Origin of the sequence: Staphylococcus microti (assembly GCF_000934465.1) — a bacterium.
Lineage (GTDB): Bacteria > Bacillota > Bacilli > Staphylococcales > Staphylococcaceae > Staphylococcus > Staphylococcus microti.
Window position 1 is genome coordinate 23,412 of sequence record NZ_JXWY01000009.1, and the last position, 19,677, is coordinate 43,088.

The following is a 19,677-nucleotide window of genomic DNA, read 5'->3' on the forward strand; positions in this document are numbered from 1 at the left end:
TAATAACATCTTACAAACTGTGCAAATTGTCAAGAAATTTCCACATATTCAACTTATTTTGATTGGGCTTTTTGTGCCAATTGAATGATGTGTTCTGTAACCGCTTCAATCGTCATACCTGTCGTATCCATTTCAATCGCATCATCTGCCTTAACGAGTGGAGAAATTTCACGATTCATATCGTAAGCATCACGTTCAGCAATATCTTTTTTAAGTTGTTCAAGTGTCGAAGGAATACCACGATCCGTATTATCTTTTAATCGACGCTCTGCACGTTCCTCAACAGAAGCAATCATGTAGATTTTAACTTCTGCATCTGGGATAACAGTCGTACCAATATCACGTCCGTCCATTACAATCCCTTTATTCTCAGCAAGTTGCTGTTGTACATCTACTAAATATTTGCGCACAGCGTCTTTTGAAGCAACGAATGAAACATGTTCCGTCACTTCATTACTGCGAAGATAATCCGTTACGTCCGTATCATTTAAAATGACACGTTGCCCTTTTTCTGAATCGTAAATCAGCTTTACATCAACGTTTGTCATCATTGTATCAAAATCTTTAAATGTTTCTTGGTTCGTTAAATAATAGTACGTAATCGCGCGATACATCGCACCAGTATCGACGTAAATCATATTTAATGTTGTCGCAACACGCTTTGCAATCGTACTCTTGCCAGCTGCTGCGGGTCCATCAATAGCAATATTAATAGCAGTCATTGTAAACCTTCCTTGTTGTTGTTTGTATGACAATATTTTATCATAATATGGTAGCTATTTACGAGGAGGAAATCATAATGAAAAGATTATTAGTCATTCACACAGGTGGCACAATCAGCATGTCTCAAGATGAATCAAATACAGTTAATACAAACGGTGACAACCCGATAGCGAATCATCAAGAACTGATTCAAACATATGCAGATATTAAAGAAGTGATGCCTTTCACTGTCCCTTCTCCACATATAACAATGCGTCATGTTAAAGAAATTAAACAGCTTATTGAATCTCATGTCGATGAATTTGACGGTTTTGTCATTACACACGGCACAGATACACTAGAAGAAACAGCTTTTTTATTAGATTTGACATTGAATGTCACAAAACCAGTTGTGATTACAGGTGCCATGCGTTCATCTAATGAAATTGGATCGGATGGTTTATATAATTTTATTGCTTCTATTCGTGTGGCAACAGCAGATGACTCAAATCATAAAGGCGTAATGGTCGTTTTTAATGATGAAATACATACCGCACGCAATGTGACAAAAACCCATACATCGAATACGAATACATTCCAAAGTCCAAACCACGGGCCGCTCGGTGTGATCACAAAAGCTGGCGTCTACTTTCATCATCGCCCATACGACAAAAAAACATTGCCAGCTATTGATACGACATTGAATGTACCGTTAATTAAAGCACATATGGATATGGGCAGCGAAGTGTTAGACTTCTATGCGGAACAGCACGTTGACGGGCTTGTCATTGAAGCGTTAGGTCAAGGCAATTTACCCCCTACAGCCATTGCTGGTTTAGATAAATGTCTTGCTGCTGAGATGCCTATTGTATTAGTGTCACGTTCTTTTAACGGTATTGTAAGCGCCGTGTATGCCTATACAGGCGGCGGTCACCAACTACAAAATAAAGGTGTTATTTTTTCAAACGGTTTAAACGGTCAAAAAGCACGCTTGAAACTGTTAGTCGCATTAAGCAATGGTTACAATCATCAAATGATTCGTGATTATTTTAATGATTAAACATCAATAGCGACGAGCTGTTTATGAATTAGTTTTATATGAAATGAGGTTTTGCTGATGATGATAGTAAGTGATTCAAATGCAGTCAAAAATTTAAGATTTCTGATCGATTATGTTAATCATGATGGAGAGACTGTTAAGATTACAACGAATGAACACAATGCGGTGTTAATGAGTGAAAAAGAATATCGTGGTATTATGGAGACATTTTATTTGCAACAGTCATCTGTGAATGCTCAGCACGTTGCACAGTCTATTGCGGAAGCTGAAAGTGGAAAAATGAATAGAGTTACAAAATTTTAAAATCTGTGCATGAAAGAGCGGGACAATAAAGCTTTTTAAAATGAGCTTCTGTTCTGCTCTTTTTTTCATAAAGAAAATCGAACGAGGGCAATAAATTCTACAGTCCGCTCGTTCGATTTATGATAGACGTTTTTATTTCAAAAAATCATAATGCGTAACTTTTGTGTTTTTAAGGTTGGATCTTAAAGTCATCATTCCTGACGTTAAATACAAAGTGCTAGGCGTCATTACTTCCTACGATTCTAACGGTGCTTGCTTCTTTGTTAAAATGTCTTGAGCGATTGCGACACCGTGGTATTTACCATTTTCAATAAAAATTGTATTTGCATCGTTTCCGGCAGCAATAACCCCTGCAATATAGCAGTTTTCGACATTTGTTTCGTACGTGTCTTTATTGTAAACCGGTGCTGTTCCATAGCTGTTTGTGTTAATGTCGATACCGACTGATGATAAAAAGTCATAATCTGGGTGGTACCCAATCATCGCGAAAACGAAATCATTGTCGATTGTTTTAGATACACCATTTGTTTCAAAAGTGACGCTATCCTCAGTAATTTGCGTCACATGGCTGTCAAAGTGCATATCGATATTACCACGTCGAACAAGTGAGTCAAAGTTTGGTAAAATCCAAGGTTTCACAGATGGTGAATAGTCTGAGCCACGGTAAATGACTGTAACGTTAGCATTCGCTTTTTCTAACTCTATCGCTGCGTCAACTGCTGAGTTTTTGCCACCGATAATCACAACGTTTTGATTGAAATATGGGTGTGCTTCTTTGAAATAATGCATCACTTTCGGCAAGTTTGCTCCGTCTACTTCAAGTGTATTTGGTTGGCCATAATAACCAGTTGCAATTGTTAAAAAGCGGCATTGATACACGTCTTTCGTTGTTGTGATGGTAAAGTGATCGTGCATCTTGCGAACAGTTAACACTTCTTCAAATGTATTCACTTTTAATTTGTGATGTTTTACAACTTCACGATAATATACAAGTGCTTGGTTGCGTCGTGGTTTTAATTCTTCAACGATAAATGGAACGTCCCCAATACTTAACTTGTCACTAGATGAGAAGAAAGTTTGATGTGTTGGATAATGGTAAAGTGCTTCTACGACATTCCCTTTTTCAATAATTAATGTGTCGATGCCCTTTTTTTGTTGCTCAATTGCGGCACTTAAACCACAAGGACCGCCACCAATAATAATACTTTCAATCGTTTTCATCTTGATTTCTGACATCAAAAGAGATTGGACATAAATAACGTATGATCTCGTCAACCGCTATAAAGCGTCTTAAATAATTGTGTCCGAACCTCATGCTATTTTATGTCAGTCTTGCCTCCTATTCACATACTAGCATGGTATATACATTCTTCATTATCTTACTAATCCTCGAATATTATAGCAATTTTTGTTATCAAACTAAATGAATAAGTTTTGACATTATACGGTTAAGAAGCGGATAAATGAGCCAAAAAAAGTGGAACGACATAATCATCGTTCCACGTTAATATGTTATTTTGTTAGGCGAAATGGAAACCTATGGAATAATCAATTGTTGACCATTGCTAATATTGTTACCACTAATACCATTCGCTTGTCTAATTTTCTCAACATTTTCAGGTGATCCGCTACCATAGTATTGAATTGCAATACGGTATAAGTTTTCGCTACCACCGACAGTATGTGATTGATTACCAGCAGATTGCGTTGGTTGTTGGTTCACATTTTGTTGATTTTGAGCTGCATATTGGTTGTTAATATCTTGTTGGTTTGCTGCATTATTTTGTGCCGCTTCTTGTTCAGCTTTTTCTTTTTCTGCACGTTCTTTCTCGGCTTTTTCTCTCTCAGCCTTTTCTTTTGCTGCTTTCTCTTTTTGTGCTTTTTCCTTGTCAGCTTTCTCTTTCGCCGCTTTTTCTTTAGCACTTTGCGCATCTTTATCTTTTGAACTTGATTGTTGCGTTAATTGAGCATCATCATTGCCTGTGCTTTGGTCTTGATTAAATAAATACATACCACCGAAAATCGCAATAGTACCTAGAAGAAGGATTGCAGCAATAATCGGTAAAATACGTTTTAAGAATCCGCCGTTACTTGAACCATTTGAAACCGTTGTGTTTGGTTGTTCACTCGCTTTTACGGCACCTGTTGCACCAGCAGTACCCGCAGCAACGCCAGCGCCAGCAGCTGCACCAGTTTTAGCAGTATCATTTTTAGTGCTATCTTGCTTAGGTTGTTTCGCTGATTGAGAAGCTTTGGCACTAGCAGATCCGGCAGCAACACCAGCCCCAGCGGCAGCTGTAGTTTTAGCAGTGGCGTTTTTAGCGTTATCTTGCTTAGATTGTTTCGCTGTTTGAGAAGCTTTGGCGCTAGCAGATCCAGTAGCGACACCAGCGCCAGCAGCTGCACCAGTTTTAGCGGTATCATTTTTAGTGCTATCTTGCTTAGGTTGTTTCGCTGTTTGAGAAGCTTTGGCGCTAGCAGCTCCAGCCGCACTCGCACTTGCAGTACCCGCTGTTTTCTTTTCGTCTTTGTCTGATTGCGCTGATTGTGTTACATCTTGTCTTGAATTTTGTGCTTGATGTGATGCAACGCCAGCCCCTGCAACTGCACCAGCTCCAGCTACGTTTGCTGACTTATTATTGGCTGGTTTTTCTTCCGTTGACGCTTTAGGTTGTTCAGCTTTTTGTGCGCTTGTATTTTGCGTTACAGAAGCGTCAGCCCCAGCAGTAGCAGCTGTCTCATTTGGACAATCAGCTTTAGTTGGTTCTGTTTCAGTTTTTGTTGGTTTTTGAGGTGCTTGCTCTTGCTTTGTTTCAGCAGGATTTGCACTGTCTTGGTTACGTACACGTTTACGATGACGACGCGCAGGATTTCGAGGTGGGAAATGTTGCGTGTGGTCTGTTGACATCGATTGTGTGTGTGTACGAGATTCTTCTTCAATTGATGTATCATATTCTTTTGTTGGATTAATTTCTTGACGATTGCGTTCAAATTCATCCTTAAAATTATCTTTTGACACAATATTCATTCCTTTCTGTAGTGCTTCTATAGGGTCGATACATAGTGAAAACACGAAATGGCAATAGGTAACTGAAGTGAAAATACATATTAACAAACTTTTTCACTTCTATGAAAGCCTACCTTTCTGTCCGACGCCCTTATCATGTTACCCCATTCAATAACGTAATAAGCGTGTTGTTTTAAAGACGCTTTTATACTTTAAGTCACTTAATTAGATTATAGCGTGTTTAAAAATGCGGTGTAAAGCAATCAGTTGCTTATTCGAATAAACTTTCCAATTTTTCGTCATAAGTGCGCTTTCTTTTCACTTTTTTCTTGTTTTTCTCATGGATTTGTTGCGTGAGACCGCATATATCACAACAATTGTTAGTCGTCATGACACGCTGATTAAAGTAGCACAACAATTGTTGACGTCTACAATATTGTGTGGAGACATAGCTTTGCATATGCCGATAAGCAATCACTTTTTGTTCGTTATTTTGTTGAAAAACTTTATAAAGTGCTGGTAAGGCATAATGTTGGGCTAGAATCGATAATATATCATTTTTCTCGCCATCAAGTAGTTGACCTTGTTCAAAAAGATAAATATCTTCATCGCGTATAATATTGGCTGTCGCGAGAGTTTCAAGTAAAAACTGATCATCTGCTTGATAAAGCGCAATCGCTTGACTGGGTTTACCATCCCGCCCAGCACGTCCAATTTCTTGTAAATAACTAGATGGACTGGTTGAAATATGAAAGTGGATGACTGTTCGTATATCCGGTTTGTTGACACCCATACCGAATGCACTGGTTGCGACTATAATACGAATATCATTTTTTAAAAACTGTTGTTGCACGGTGTAGCGTTCTTGATAGCTTAAATCGGCATGATAAATACCTGTGAGATGTCCCGCCGCATAAATATGTTCCGCAATATCTAAACACACTTTTTTAGAAGAGACATAAATAATCGTCGGTCCAGATGTGTCGATTGTTTCTAATAGCCAACTGATTTTGTCATGATAATCATCCATATATTTTACAGCTAATGAAATATTGGGACGATCCATAGACGACTGAAAAACATGAAACGAACAACCAGTGACGAATTCTAAGTCAGTTTTCAAATGTTGTGTTGCTGTCGCTGTCAGTGCCAAAATTGGTGTTTGACGATACTGTTGAATGATTTGACCGATTAACGCATAATGTGGTCGGAAATCAAATCCCCATTCGGACAAGCAATGAACTTCATCAAGCACAATAAGCCCAAAATGAATGTTAGCAAAGCGCTTGAGATGGTGTGGTTGCAAGATGAACTCTGGGCTTACAAAAATAAATCGAGCTGACGCCAGTTGTTGGTAGGCAAGTGCGCGTTCTTCCTGTGACATGCCTGAATGAATAGAGACAACACGCTGTTCCCCTTGCATTTTCATTTGCATCACTTGGTCATCCATTAATGAAATAAGTGGTGAAATGATCAAAGTCGGCTGTTGCTTTATATACGTCGGAAGTTGATAACATAAACTTTTACCACTACCCGTTGGTAAGATACCTAAAGTGTGCTGGTCATCAAGAACGCTCTGTATAATCGCTTCTTGACCTTCTCTAAATGTGTCAAAGCCAAAATATTGTTGCAAGGCTGTTTTAAGCATGTAAATCCCCTTTCGCAATACCGATAATCGCCAGTTTTATTTCAAAATAGCTTAGCTGTTCAAAATGTTCTTTGTAAAAGCGCAAACGTTCATAAGGTTGTTGCATATAAAAACGAATGAAATCATTGATGTGATCTTGTAAAAAATCGGTATATGATGTTAAGTAATTGCATATAAATAGTTCTAGTATATGATCTTGTATCGTATTCTCGGTACGTTGCGTTTGTTGTGCAATTTGTGTAACAGACTGCCCTTCTAATAATAGTGTGAGCGAACGTTTGACGGTATGACTTATCGGAAATGTCGCGATACATTGATGCAAAATCGGAAATTGCGTAGTATCAGATAGCAATTCATAAATCATCAGTAAATCGTTGTAATGTGATACTGTTAATGCATCATCATCGAATTCAGTGACTTGCCCCACTTGACATTGTGTATACATCGTTTCATCGTAACCGGTTAAGTAATAATGCGCCGTACTATTCGCATGTTGGTCATTCAGCATTTTAAAAAGTAAATAAATCTCCGCTTTGGCTGATTCCAAAGTGTCGTGTTGTTTTATTTGGTGATACATATATTTTACTTTTTGATGTATATCGATTTGTGATGTAAGCGGTATAAACTGAAAGTGTTGATGCTGTGCATGTGATAATGTTTGAATCAACAGTTGCAATGCGACAAACGATTGTTGTAATATGGGATATGTTACATGCGTAGATGTTGGAATGTCTACATGACGGATGTCTGGTTTACTGACGAGTGCTTCAAATTGTTCAAAGGATATATGCGGTGCACACCCATATAAACTTAATAGCTCTAATGAAGTAGCATCAAAAAAGGTTTGATGCGTTTTTTTGCCTATGATAATATTATAAATGCTTTTTTTATTTTTATGGGGAAACGCGCGTCGGTATGTAAAAGATATCAATGCTTTCATGTGTATTACCTCATTTATAAACCGTATATATTGAAAAAACTAGATTACCAAACTACAATGAAATTATAATGTTAGTCTGGCACTTTGAAAAGGGAGGCGAAGAATTTGGCTAAGTATACGATTGTCGATATGGATACTTGTATCGCATGTGGTGCTTGTGGTGCAGCTGCCCCAGATATCTATGATTACGATGACGAAGGTATTGCGTACGTGATTTTAGATGATAACCAAGGCACAACGCCTGTACCGGAAGAACTTTACGAAGATTTAGAGGACGCTTTTGAAGGCTGCCCTACTGACTCTATCAAAGTTGAAGAAGAAACTTTCGATGGCGATGCATTAAAATTCGAATAATGCTATTCAAGCGTATTGGTTCTATCATACGCTGAATTCAAATAGATAAGCAAACAAAAAGCGGTGATAGACAACACCGCTTTTTGTTTGCTTATTTTATATTTTTAGAACGTTTTTCAGACGTTGGAATAACAAGATAAATAAGATTGAAACGACAATCCCTTTAATAATGTTAAATGGAATAATCCCTGCTGTAATAATAATTTTCAAGTTTGTTGCAATGTCTGACAAGTTCATAATCATTCCGTACAGTGGTAGCAATACGAAATAGTTCATAATGCTTAGTACAAGTGTCATGACAAGCGTCCCTGCAGCTAATCCTATAATCATTGCACGTGTTGTACGTTTTTTACGATAGATCCCATAAGCTGTAAGCAATAAGCTACTACCGGCAAGGAAATTGGCAATTGGACCGATTGGATCAGCGAGATAGAAAAAGAAGTTGAGTAAGTTTTTGATTAACTCGACTAATAATCCTGCGACGGGTCCTAACGCAAATGTCGCTAGTAAAGCTGGAACGTCACTAAAATCTAACGTTAAATACGGTGGTAAAAATGGTATTGGGAATTTCAAAAACATCAAAATGAATGAAATCCCACTTAAAATCCCTACGATAATAAGTTGTCGCGTTTGTTTTTTCTGTTGCATCGTGCTATTGTCTCCTCCTGTGATGCTCATCTCTTTAGAATAGGAGGTTTAAAAACAACACAAAGAAACCTCCATCTTCTCCCATCCAGACTTTAACTGTCGGCTCTAGACTCTCACTAGATCAGCCATAAAAAATTTTATGGGTCGCAGGCTTTATTTACTGCCGATAGGGAATTTCACCCAACCCCGAAGATGAATTCATCAATATTTTATTTATTTTAATTTTACCGAATTTGTGCGCTGAATACAATATAGATGATTGGTAAGCAGATGTTTTAAGGAGACGATATAAGTTGCATTCACAATCTAAATGGCAGTAAAAGCTGGTAGTATTTTTTCTGAATAAGAGAGAAAAATAGCTAGAACGCACGATTGAGTAGCAGCACGTATTTAGAATCATGAAGGAATCGTTTCTATTGCGAGACTCCTTGCAGAATAAGACGAAGTGAGAAATCCATAAACACTTCTTAATGCTTTAAATAAAAGCGTTTATTAGTTCGAGCGAGGCCTGCAGGAAAGCGAGCAATAAAGAAACGATGGTACTGAAAAAGCGCACAACCCAAATTGATTGTACGCTTAGACATGCCTAGCTATTTCTATGTATATGAAATTATAATAAAAATAAAACTAGGTACTTTTAATTATCTATCCACCACAGAAGATGGACAGCCATGATTGTACGCTTAGAAATACTCAGTTATTTATGTGCAGGTGGTTGTTTTGGTAATTTAATGGTAAATGTCGTACCAACATTTACTTCACTTTTTACAGCAATCATACCACCATGTGCATCGACAATCATACGTGTAATAAAGAGACCGAGACCTGTCCCTTGTTTACCGCGTTTCCTTGCCGCATCTACTTTATAAAAGCGCTCGAACACTTTTTCTAAATGTTCTGGTGCAATACCAACACCTGTATCTTGCACGGTCAACACTTGATGTAATGTCGTTTCATGTGCGCGGATTAAAATTTTATCGCCAGGTCGTGTATAACGAGACGCATTGTCTACAAGATTCGTCAGTACTTGTTCCATGCGATCAAAGTCATAATACCAGTTTTCCAACATCGTGCCATTCAGTTGGAAATCTAACGTAAGTTCTAACTCGCTCGCTTGTTGACGGTACTTTGTTGCCATTTTATTAACTAACTCATACATTGGACGGACTTCAGGTGTGATATTAATACCATCCGCATCAATTTTTGCAACGTCAAGTAATTCATTAACAAGACGACTTAAGCGTTTCGTTTCGTCAAGCACAATGAGTAGAAACTCGTGAATATCTTCAGGCTCTGTCACAACGCCGTCTACAATAGACTCTGTATAGCCTTGTAACAATGAAATAGGTGTGCGCAACTCATGTGAAACGCTTGCGATAAAGTCTTTCTTCATTTGTTCCATATGATGCTCTCGTGTCATATCACGTATGATAACAACAAGGCCGCTTTCTCTATTCGTTTGAATACGATCGATATAGCTCATAACAACGGCATAATGGCGCTGATTAATTTCGTATTCACGATACTCTGTTTTTTCACTGCGAAATGTTTCATCAATCTGTGTATCGAACAGTGCCTTATCTTCTACTGTCATATCGAGCATCATTTGATGTGCGAGTGCATTCGATAAAATAATTTGACGCTGATGATTGATACCCAATACACCTTGAGCCATAGAATTAATTAACGTATCGCGGATATTTTTAGAAGTCGTAATCGCATCAATGTGATTTTGAATGTGATGACTCATCTGATTGAACGCTACAGCTAATTCACCGATTTCATCTTTCGTCTGAACAGGTACTTGCTTATCGTAGTGGCCTTTTGCAACTTCTTGCGCTTGTGTTTTAAGTCGTCGTAAAGGGTTCGTAATACGTGTTGACAAGAAAAAGGCAAAAATTGTTGTCATAATTAAGAAAATAACAGCTGTGATTAAAATAATAATAGCAATCACATTATTTGTTTCATCAATACTTCTCAAGTCTTCATAAATATAAATCACAGACTTTTTACCATCTACATCTTTTGTTGGATAGCCCAACAACACATATGAGCGTTGTTTCCCGTTCACATTAACGGCTACATGTTTAAGCACCTTTTTTTGTGATGTTTGTACGTGGTTCAGGCGATCATCTTTCTTAATGATGGTTAACATTTGTTGTTTGAGTTGTTGCTTAGATGTTTGACCTGCATTATCAGGCAAAATAATAATACCTTTATCGCCTTCTAATAACTTCTCGCTATGTTGAATGGCGAGTTGTCGATTTTCACTTTTTTCAATAATAGCACTAATACTTGCTGCGTTTTCATATAGGGATTGTTCCGTTTTTTGCGTGAAATAATACTGTATAAATGTGATGAGTGCTGCACTCAATAAAATTAAAACTGTCGTTACTATTAATATAATAGTTAACCACAGTTTTATAACGACACTATTTAGACGCTTCATCTGCTTGTGAGACCTCGAACTTGTAACCTACACCCCACACAGTTTGAATCATCAATGCAGCATCTGATGAAACACGATTTAACTTTTCACGTAAACGTTTCACATGTGTATCTACTGTTCGCAAGTCCCCATAAAATTCATAGTGCCAAACTTCTTTTAATAATTGTTCTCGATCAAATACTTTATTTGGTGTTTTAGCTAAGAAAATGAGTAATTCGTATTCTTTCGGTGTTAGGCTAACCGGTGAGCCATCAGCTAAAACTTTGTGTGCATCGTTGTCGATTGTTAGATGCTGGAATTCAATCATATCGCGTGCATGCGGTTCATTTTGTTCCGCAGTAGCAGACTGTGTACGTCTTAATAATGCTTTTAAACGCAATACGACTTCACGCGGTGAAAACGGCTTAACAATATAGTCATCTGCCCCAGATTCAAAGCCTTCAACGCGATTATTTTCTTCACCTTTAGCAGTCAGCATAATGATTGGTGTATCCTTTGTTTCACGCAAGCGCGTTGCAACTTCAAGGCCGTCCATCTCTGGCAACATTAAGTCTAACAAGATACACGCATAATCATATTTTGTTGCTAATTCGAACGCTTCACGCCCGTCACTCGCTTCAACTACATCATAACCTTCTCTCTCAAGAAATAGCTTTAGTAGTTTTCTGATACGGTGTTCATCATCAACGACCAATATTTCTTTAGTCACATGACATACCTCCCACTTATGTTGACATTTTATACCCAATACATATTATAGCATATGGCTATTTATACTAGATAATAAAAAAATAAGAGACGAAACGCAAATAATTTTCATATTTTGTTCATCTCTTTGTAATCATAACATGTGAATATATGCACATGTTAGTAGGGAAAACACTAAAAATGCACTTTAATATAAAACTATTACGTTAAATGTTACATTTGATAACTGTTTCGTGCAAACGAATGTTTTATGCGTTTGACCCACTTTGGGCTAATTGGCGTAACGTTTTCACTTCATGTGGTGATAAGACACGTCCTTCACCCGCACCTAGCCCTTTTAATGTTAATGGTCCGAACGATACACGTGATAATTTTGTTACTTTGAAACCAAAATGCTCAAACATGCGACGTACTTGACGATTACGTCCTTCAGTAATTGTAATTTCAACAAGTGACGTATTTTTTTCTTTGTTCTGTTTTTTCACTTTTACTTGTGCCGGTTGTGTTTTACCGTCTTCTAAAATAATCCCTTGTTCTAATTGTTTCACTTGTTCTCGCAAAATATAGCCTTCAATTTTTGCGATGTACGTTTTTGGAATTTTGTATTTTGGATGGGTCATTAAGTTTGTAAATTCACCGTCGTTCGTTAAAAGCAAGACACCTGATGTATCATAGTCAAGGCGGCCGACTGGATAAATACGTGTTTCTAGATCATCAAAATAATCTGTGACTACCTTTCTACCACGGTCGTCGGAAACGCTCGTAATGACCTGTGCTGGTTTATAAAATAAAATATAAAGCTTATCTTCAAGTTCTAAAGGAATCCCTTCGACAGATACCTCATCTGACGGGCGTACTTTTGTGCCGAGTTCTGTGACAGTTTTCCCATTCACTTGCACTTTTCCCTCTTGGATTAATGTTTCTGCTTTTCGACGTGATGTATAGCCACTGTTTGCAATGCGCTTTTGTAGACGTTCTAATTCTTTACTCATAAGTTGTTTTATCCTTTCTGGTTAACAAGATTGCTAAAAAATGATTCGATTTCTTCAGATTCTTCATCAGTTGTTGGAAGATCGGAAAGACTTTCTAGACCGAAAACATTTAAAAATAAATCAGTCGTATAAAGCTGTTGTCCTCTCGCTTCCGGTTGTTGTTTTGGTTCGACAAGCCCTTTGGCAATCAATGTTTTGACTGGACCGTCAGAAGCAATCCCACGAATCAATTCAATATCACTGCGTGTCACGGGTTGATTGTATGCGATAATAGCCAATACTTCCATGGACGCTTGTGACAATTTCGTTGAGACTTTGTTTAAAATTAAAGATTCGATATAAGGTTCCATTTCTTTTTGCGTTGTTAAGACATACGTATTGCCATATTTTTGAACTGTAAGACCAGGCAACTTTAACGAGGACATTGCTTCGTTTAAAGTCGGTTCGTCAATGTTTAAAGAAGTTAATAATTGATCCGTTTCAATGCCATCTTCTCCAACTGTATAAAGCAATGCCATAATTGCCGCATTAAGTTTATCTGCCATAGTTGACTCCTTTAGTAATTTCAATGTTATGAAACGCTTCGACTTGTTGCACTTGAATCGTACCGGTTTTCGCCATTTCTAATAGTGCTAAAAAATACGTGACAACATGTTCAATGGATTCGTTAAAGGTAAATAAATCAAAAAATGTAATGCTTTGTCGATGATCCAGTTGATGATATATACGGTCAGTCGACTGCTGTATCGTAAAGGTTTCTTTTTTAATTTCAACACTTTTAGGTTTTTTCAGTGCAATACGATTTTTCATTTTTTGATAAGCGACAATCAATTCTGTAAGATCAATATGCGTCCCTTCCGGTATACGTTCTGTGCGTTCATATTTGGATAAATCTGAAGGCGTTTTTGTATAGTAGTGACTCCGTGCTTCTCGATTGTCATTTAACATTTCTGCATATGCTTTGTAATTTTGATACTCTATTAACTTACCGACCAATTCTTCACGCGGGTCTTCTTCAATGACATCATCTGAGTTGTGATCAGGCAACAATAATTTACTTTTGATCATTAATAGTTCAGAGGCCATTACGAGATATTCACTCGCGATATTAATTTCTAATTGTTTCATCGCATGAACATACTGCATATATTGCTCGGTTAAAGCTTTCATAGGTATATCATAAATATCAATTTCAAATTGTTGTATTAAATGCAACAATAAATCTAAAGGGCCGTTAAAGGCGTCTAATTTTACTTCATACATACATAAAGCCTCTCTAATTTGCGTGTTAGGTGCATCTTACCAAAAAATATTATAGCATGTTTAGTGATGAGAATAAATTTAAGGAGAGATGATGATGCAACAAGCATTAATTGAATATTACTATCAATTCCATGCAAAGCAACATTATTTTTTGTGCCACGATATTTTAGAAGATGCATGGAAATCACAAAGTAGGTACACAAAAGATGACATCATTGTCAGTTTGATTTTACTCGCAACGGGTGCGTATCATCATCGTCGTCATAATTTTCAAGGGGCATATCGTTCGTATCAAAAAGCAAATAAAGTGATTGAACAGTATAGTGATGAAGCGATTGAAAGCCAGCTCGGTTTGCAGGCGCCATTATTCCGTCAACAGCTCAGTACTTTGATTCCTGCAGCGCATAATGCGGAAGGCTTTACCCCGATTGCATTACCAATGACATCTATCATGCGAGATATGTTGATCGCGACGTACCCAACGTATAAATGGACAGCGGACGTTGTTGAAACGCCTATCATCATGCATCATCATCAATATCGTGATCGTTCTGAAGTCGTTGCAGCACGTGAAGCGGCATGGCGTGCACGTCATCGACATTAAATTGTGGAGTGGGATGGCATATGCTGTCTCACCTTTTTATTAGTTTGATCGTAACCTGCAGGAAAGCGAGTAATAAAGAAATGATGGTACTGAAAAAGCGGACACGCCATCAAGATTGTACGTTTGTGCATCCTAGCTTTTACATCTATGAAATTATGGCAAAAAACTAGTTACTTTTAATTATCTATTTACCACAGAACATCGACATTAAAAATGACTAGTACATATCTCGCGCATGACGCAAGGTTTCACGTACTAGTCAGAATGAATATGCTTATAATTTAGTTTATGCTCTCGGATGATAAGATTGATAAATCTTTCTAATTTGCGTACTTGAGACATGTGTATAAAGCTGTGTCGTTGAAATATCGGAATGACCTAACATTTCTTGAACCGCACGCAAATCCGCCCCATTTTCTAAAAGATGCGTCGCAAATGAATGTCTTAGCGTATGTGGTGTAAGACGTTTAGTAAGCCCCGCTTTCACCCCTGCTTGCTTTATCATTTTCCAGACGCCTTGTCGTGACAGTGGTTTGCCATGTAAATTAAGAAATAGCGCATCTGTTACTGTATTTTTTAATAATTGCGGGCGTATTTCTTGTAAATAATGCGTCAAATACTCAATAACTGTTTCGCCAAGTGGGATAATGCGTTCTTTATTCCCTTTTCCAAATACTTTTACAAAGCCCATGATTAAATTGACATCTTGTATTTCAACAAAAATCAATTCTGAGACACGCATCCCCGTCGCATACAAAAGTTCTAACATCGTACGATTGCGGTAATCGTTGACTTTTGTTAAATCGAAAGCATCCAGCAATTGATCGACTTCATCAATTGACAACACATCTGGTAACTTACGCTCATATTTTGGCGTTGTAATAAGCACAGTCGGATCTTGAGAAGCATAGCGTTCTCTCAATGCAAATTGATGAAAACTACGTATCGTTGAGGTAAAACGAGCAATGGATTTCGCTGAATGCCCTTCGTCATGGCGTGCACCAAAACATTGTTGAATGACATCACGCGTTACAAAATCTAAACTGCCAATTTTTTGAGATTGTAAATAGTCAATGTATTGATTTAAGTCACGACGATATGCAGCAATGGTATTCGCTGATAAGCCTTTTTCTAGTTGAATAAATCTTAAAAATTCATCACGTACTTCTTCCATTCAACAACCTCGATTCTAGCAATTCCCTATGCTTCTGATCCTTTGCCCTCTTTTTGACACGTTTCACAAATACCATGAAATGTTAAACGGTGGTCTAAAATCTTAAATTGAAATTCATTTTCCACACGCTCTTCTACTTGTGGTAATAAGTCTTCATCAATTTCATCGACACGCCCACACTCCATACATACGAGATGATGATGGAAATGTTTCGAACCTTCTTTACGCAAGTCGAAACGTGACACACCATCTCCAAAACTTACTTTATCGACAACTTTAATATCTGCCAACAATTCTAATGTACGATATACAGTTGCTAGCCCTATTTCTGGCGCTTTTTCTTTAACTTTTAAGTAAACATCTTCTGCACTTAGGTGGTCTGCCTCATTTTCGATAAGAACACGTACCGTTGCTTCGCGCTGAGGTGTTAGCTTATATGATGATTGCTGTAGTTGTTGTTTCACGCGATTAAGTCGTTCTTCCACGGCAGCTTCACTCCTCTACTGATAATTAAAATTAGTATTATTTATATGTCATTAAAATACCAGTAATTGAGAAAAAAAGCAATGATTTCCGCTCATCTATTTAGAATGATTATAAACTAATAATAGGTGTTGAAATGCAATTAACGTTTTAGCATCGTTGATTTTGCGTGTTTTAACAGCTTCTTCAACGTCTGATAATGAATAAAGAATCGGTTCAACGAATTCATCCGCATCAAGATTCATATCCCCTTTTTCAATATCATCTGTAAAATATACAGAAATCAATTCATTTGAAAAGCCGGGTGTGCCATAAATGTCACCGATATGTTGTAATGTTTTCGCACGATAGCCTGTTTCTTCTTCCAATTCACGTTTTGCAGCCGCTTCACGGTCTTCCCCTATTTCTAATTTGCCGGCTGGAATTTCTAGTAATTCATGTTCCAAAGGCTTACGAAATTGTTTAACGAGAATGACTTGTCCTTCAGGGTTTACCGCACAAATTGCGACAGCGCCATTATGTTTTACAACTTCTCGGTATGCAGTATTGCCATTTGGTAAGGATACGAGATGTTTCTCAACACGAATAATACGTCCGTCATAAATAGATTCTTTCTCAATTGTTTTTTCTTCAAAATTCATTGAAGCCACTCCTTTTATTTTGTCTAAACTGTCTGATATGATGATACATATAAAGTGTAGCGGAAGGAGTTATATCATGCAAAAAAACATATTAAAAAGTGGTATCGAACTTTCAGAGTTAGGATTAGGCTGTATGAGTCTCGGTACAGATGCGCAACATGCCAAACAAATTATTGAAACGGCACTTGAATCAGGAATTACGTATTTTGATACGGCGGATATTTATGATAAAGGTGAAAATGAGAAAATTGTCGGACGTGTTTTAAGTGAATATCAGCAACGTGACGATATCGTTATTGGTACGAAAGTGGGAAATCAATTACAACATAATGGTGACATGGTATGGAACCCGTCAAAAAAATATATTAAAAAGAGTATTAAACAGTCATTACAACGACTTGGTCTTGAGCATTTAGACTTGTACATGTTGCATGGAGGCACAATTGATGACCCACTCGATGAAACAATTAGTGCTTTTGATGAGTTGAAACAAGAAGGACTTGTAAAAGCGTACGGCTTATCGTCAATTCGACCAAATGTCATTCGTTACTATTTAGCACATAGCCAAATTGAAGTACTGATGTCACAGTTCAATTTAATTGATAATAGACCGGAAATGTTACTCGATGAAGTATATCAACACGGTGTGAAGTTATTAGCGCGTGGTCCAGTTTTTAAAGGATTACTGACACAAAATTATCAAAATGCCCTCGCACAAAAATTTGAAAATGGTATTTTTGACTACGATGCTTCTTCATTAGCCGATACAGTTAATGCTTTACATAATTTAGAACCTGAATTAACAGCACTCAGCTTTAGCTACTTAAAATCATTTGATGCTTTAGGTTCGATTATCGTTGGTGCAAGTTCGTCGGAACAATTACGTGAAAATGTAGCGCAGTATGAAAAATATATTGACCCAGCAACAATAAAGCAAGCACGCACGCTTGTGAAAGACCTAAATTACACACAACATTTGAAGTAATTTATATTTTAAAGCCAGAAATCTGTTGGAATGACACGATTTCTGGCTTTTTTTCATTTCATCTTACTCATAAATAAAGGTTTGGCAAATTTTTCCAATGTTCTAGGAGCAAGTGCATATATTCTTAAAATAATAGACATCCATTTAGGTGCACGCAATTCTTGTTGCCCTTTATTCATAGCGACTATAATATCTTTTGCCACTTGATCTGGCTTTAACATCATTAAGGCCAATTTACGCTTAAATGTGCCTGAAGGATCGGAATTGTCATGAAATGGCGTTTTGACAGGCCCTAGTATCACATTCAAAATACGAAATGTAGGTTCTTCAATTCGCAATGCGTTTAAAAGCTGAATTAAGCCAGCTTTACTTGCTGCATAGTGCGCTGCGTATGGTTGTGTTGCAAGACCTGACATACTACTCAGCGCAACAATTTCAGGATTTTTAATAAGATAAGGTTTTATGACATTTAACAAAATGGCGAAATGAATGGTGTTGAGTTGGTACGTCGTTAGAATTTCATCCGTCGTATGGGATTCAAGTGATTTGAAATAGCCGATGCCCGCACTATGAATGAAACCACTAAATTGTACATGATCGTCAAATTGTGTGGGTAATACTTGAATCGCGTCTTTATTATTTAAATCACAAACGATGAATTTAATGTTTGGAAAACTTTTAGACGGAAATAAATTTTGCGCTTTTTGTTTGTTTCGAATAAGTAAAGTGAGACATGCACCTTCATGATGTAATTGTTTCACGAGTTCATAACCAATGCCACTTGTTGCACCAGTGACGAGGTAATGTTTTTGGTACATAAAAAAACTCCTTTTTTATCATTCTTTTAATATATGTTAGTATAAAATATAGAATACGAATGAGGAAGTGAAAACTGTATGAAGATTGTATTTTATGGGGCAGGCAACATGGCACACGCAATATTTACAGGCATAATTAACTCTAAAGTATTACCACCGGAAAATATTTATTTAACGAATCGTTCTAATGAAGCGGCATTGCAACAATATCAGTCAGAATTAGGCATTCAATATAGTTATGATGATGCTGAGTTACTTAAAGATGCGGATTATGTCTTTTTAGGCTCAAAACCGCATGACTTCAATGACCTTGCAGATCGCATGCGTCCATATATCGACAGTAAAAATAAATTTATTTCGATTATGGCAGGGTTACCAATTACGTATATTCGAGAAGCGTTAGACGTGTCTAATCCAATTGCACGTATTATGCCGAATACGAATGCACATGTCGGTCATTCAGTGACTGGTTTAAGTTTTTCAAGAAATTTTGGTCCAAAGTCAAAAGATGAAGTGTTAGAAGTGATTAACGCTTTTGGCTCTGCGATTGAAGTGAAAGAAGATCATTTACATCAAGTGACGGCGATTACTGGAAGCGGTCCAGCCTTTTTGTATCACGTGTTTGAAAAATATGTGGATGCCGGTACGAAATTAGGACTCGATAAGTCTCAAGTGGAAGAATCAATTCGTGAATTAATCATTGGTACGAGTAAAATGATCGAACGTTCAGACTTGAGTATGGAACAGTTACGCAAAAACATTACGTCTAAAGGCGGTACGACTCAAGCGGGTTTAAATGCCCTAGCAAATTATGATATTGAAGGTATTTTTGAAGATTGTTTAAATGCGGCGGTAGAACGTAGCGTTGAGCTTTCAGAACAAGAAGATAATGATTAAA

General features: G+C 37.3%; 21 protein-coding genes and 1 riboswitch. Of the genes, 6 read left to right on the forward strand and 15 right to left on the reverse strand.

What is annotated here, in order from left to right:
• Nucleotides 1-53: 53 nt before the first annotated feature.
• Nucleotides 54-722, reverse strand: a complete 669-nt coding sequence (gene cmk, locus TP70_RS01670) for a (d)CMP kinase (RefSeq protein ID WP_044358877.1) — start codon at nt 720-722, stop codon at nt 54-56.
• Between the two features lie 77 nt (nt 723-799).
• On the opposite strand from cmk, the gene TP70_RS01675 reads away from it, so the two are divergent.
• Together TP70_RS01675 and TP70_RS01680 are read left to right on the forward strand one after the other, a co-directional pair.
• The gene (locus tag TP70_RS01675; protein WP_044358879.1) at nt 800-1,762 is read left to right on the forward strand and encodes an asparaginase; all 963 of its coding nucleotides are present in this window, start codon (nt 800-802) and stop codon (nt 1,760-1,762) included.
• 57 nt (nt 1,763-1,819) lie between these two features.
• On the forward strand, nt 1,820-2,065 hold the full coding sequence (locus TP70_RS01680) for a type II toxin-antitoxin system Phd/YefM family antitoxin (RefSeq protein ID WP_044358880.1): 246 nt from the start codon (nt 1,820-1,822) through the stop codon (nt 2,063-2,065).
• A gap of 234 nt (nt 2,066-2,299) precedes the next feature.
• Here TP70_RS01680 and ypdA read toward each other — a convergent pair whose 3' ends face one another.
• From ypdA to TP70_RS01700, 4 genes are all read right to left on the reverse strand, one after another.
• Nucleotides 2,300-3,286 (reverse strand): bacillithiol disulfide reductase YpdA, encoded by a 987-nt coding sequence (ypdA, locus tag TP70_RS01685; RefSeq protein ID WP_044358958.1) that lies wholly within the window; start codon nt 3,284-3,286, stop codon nt 2,300-2,302.
• Nucleotides 3,287-3,602: 316 nt separating this feature from the next.
• Complete coding sequence (locus TP70_RS11745; RefSeq protein WP_052502856.1) at nt 3,603-5,084, reverse strand: LysM peptidoglycan-binding domain-containing protein; 1,482 nt, start codon at nt 5,082-5,084, stop codon at nt 3,603-3,605.
• A 259-nt stretch (nt 5,085-5,343) separates the two neighbouring features.
• Nucleotides 5,344-6,720, reverse strand: coding sequence for a RecQ family ATP-dependent DNA helicase (locus TP70_RS01695; protein WP_044358881.1), 1,377 nt, complete (start codon nt 6,718-6,720; stop codon nt 5,344-5,346).
• The gene (locus TP70_RS01700) at nt 6,713-7,660 is read right to left on the reverse strand and encodes a helix-turn-helix domain-containing protein (RefSeq protein WP_044358882.1); all 948 of its coding nucleotides are present in this window, start codon (nt 7,658-7,660) and stop codon (nt 6,713-6,715) included. The genes TP70_RS01695 and TP70_RS01700 overlap by 8 nt, the downstream gene beginning before the upstream one ends.
• A gap of 105 nt (nt 7,661-7,765) precedes the next feature.
• Here TP70_RS01700 and TP70_RS01705 point away from each other — a divergent pair, with 105 nt between their 5' ends.
• Complete coding sequence (locus TP70_RS01705) at nt 7,766-8,014, forward strand: ferredoxin (protein WP_044358884.1); 249 nt, start codon at nt 7,766-7,768, stop codon at nt 8,012-8,014.
• Between the two features lie 96 nt (nt 8,015-8,110).
• Here the strand turns inward: TP70_RS01705 and TP70_RS01710 are convergent, their stop codons facing one another.
• The 6 genes from TP70_RS01710 to TP70_RS01735 all read right to left on the reverse strand — a co-directional run bounded on the left by TP70_RS01710 (nt 8,111) and on the right by TP70_RS01735 (nt 14,074).
• Nucleotides 8,111-8,662, reverse strand: a complete 552-nt coding sequence (locus TP70_RS01710) for an ECF transporter S component (RefSeq protein ID WP_044358885.1) — start codon at nt 8,660-8,662, stop codon at nt 8,111-8,113.
• A gap of 69 nt (nt 8,663-8,731) precedes the next feature.
• Nucleotides 8,732-8,860: riboswitch (FMN riboswitch) on the reverse strand.
• A 499-nt stretch (nt 8,861-9,359) separates the two neighbouring features.
• Nucleotides 9,360-11,111 (reverse strand): ATP-binding protein, encoded by a 1,752-nt coding sequence (locus TP70_RS01715; protein WP_044358886.1) that lies wholly within the window; start codon nt 11,109-11,111, stop codon nt 9,360-9,362.
• Nucleotides 11,095-11,820, reverse strand: coding sequence for a response regulator (locus tag TP70_RS01720; protein WP_044358887.1), 726 nt, complete (start codon nt 11,818-11,820; stop codon nt 11,095-11,097). Before TP70_RS01720 ends, TP70_RS01715 begins: the two co-directional genes overlap by 17 nt.
• Nucleotides 11,821-12,067: 247 nt before the next feature.
• Nucleotides 12,068-12,811 (reverse strand): pseudouridine synthase, encoded by a 744-nt coding sequence (locus TP70_RS01725; RefSeq protein ID WP_044358888.1) that lies wholly within the window; start codon nt 12,809-12,811, stop codon nt 12,068-12,070.
• Nucleotides 12,812-12,819: 8 nt separating this feature from the next.
• Nucleotides 12,820-13,356, reverse strand: coding sequence for an SMC-Scp complex subunit ScpB (scpB, locus tag TP70_RS01730; RefSeq protein ID WP_044358889.1), 537 nt, complete (start codon nt 13,354-13,356; stop codon nt 12,820-12,822).
• Entirely contained in the window at nt 13,346-14,074 is a 729-nt protein-coding gene (locus TP70_RS01735) for a segregation and condensation protein A (RefSeq protein WP_044358890.1), read from the reverse strand. The genes scpB and TP70_RS01735 overlap by 11 nt, the downstream gene beginning before the upstream one ends.
• 94 nt (nt 14,075-14,168) lie before the next feature.
• On the opposite strand from TP70_RS01735, the gene TP70_RS01740 reads away from it, so the two are divergent.
• Nucleotides 14,169-14,678 carry a DUF309 domain-containing protein gene (locus TP70_RS01740; protein WP_044358891.1) on the forward strand — a complete coding sequence of 170 codons (510 nt, stop codon included), beginning with the start codon at nt 14,169-14,171 and terminating at the stop codon, nt 14,676-14,678.
• Between the two features lie 286 nt (nt 14,679-14,964).
• On the opposite strand, the gene xerD is transcribed toward TP70_RS01740, so the two are convergent.
• From xerD to TP70_RS01755, 3 genes are all read right to left on the reverse strand, one after another.
• Nucleotides 14,965-15,852, reverse strand: coding sequence for a site-specific tyrosine recombinase XerD (xerD, locus tag TP70_RS01745; protein ID WP_044358892.1), 888 nt, complete (start codon nt 15,850-15,852; stop codon nt 14,965-14,967).
• A 26-nt stretch (nt 15,853-15,878) separates the two neighbouring features.
• On the reverse strand, nt 15,879-16,337 hold the full coding sequence (gene fur / locus TP70_RS01750; RefSeq protein ID WP_044358893.1) for a ferric iron uptake transcriptional regulator: 459 nt from the start codon (nt 16,335-16,337) through the stop codon (nt 15,879-15,881).
• A gap of 96 nt (nt 16,338-16,433) precedes the next feature.
• Nucleotides 16,434-16,976: an NUDIX domain-containing protein gene (locus tag TP70_RS01755; RefSeq protein ID WP_044358895.1), complete on the reverse strand. Its 543-nt coding sequence runs from the start codon at nt 16,974-16,976 to the stop codon at nt 16,434-16,436.
• A 76-nt stretch (nt 16,977-17,052) separates the two neighbouring features.
• Between TP70_RS01755 and TP70_RS01760 the strand changes: the two genes are divergently transcribed.
• A complete protein-coding gene (locus TP70_RS01760) occupies nt 17,053-17,961 on the forward strand; it encodes an aldo/keto reductase (RefSeq protein WP_044358897.1) in 909 nt (302 codons plus the stop codon).
• A gap of 53 nt (nt 17,962-18,014) precedes the next feature.
• On the opposite strand, the gene TP70_RS01765 is transcribed toward TP70_RS01760, so the two are convergent.
• A complete protein-coding gene (locus TP70_RS01765; RefSeq protein WP_044358898.1) occupies nt 18,015-18,779 on the reverse strand; it encodes an SDR family NAD(P)-dependent oxidoreductase in 765 nt (254 codons plus the stop codon).
• A 78-nt stretch (nt 18,780-18,857) separates the two neighbouring features.
• On the opposite strand from TP70_RS01765, the gene proC reads away from it, so the two are divergent.
• Nucleotides 18,858-19,676, forward strand: coding sequence for a pyrroline-5-carboxylate reductase (gene proC / locus TP70_RS01770; protein WP_044358900.1), 819 nt, complete (start codon nt 18,858-18,860; stop codon nt 19,674-19,676).
• The last annotated feature ends 1 nt before the right edge of the window (nt 19,677 follow it).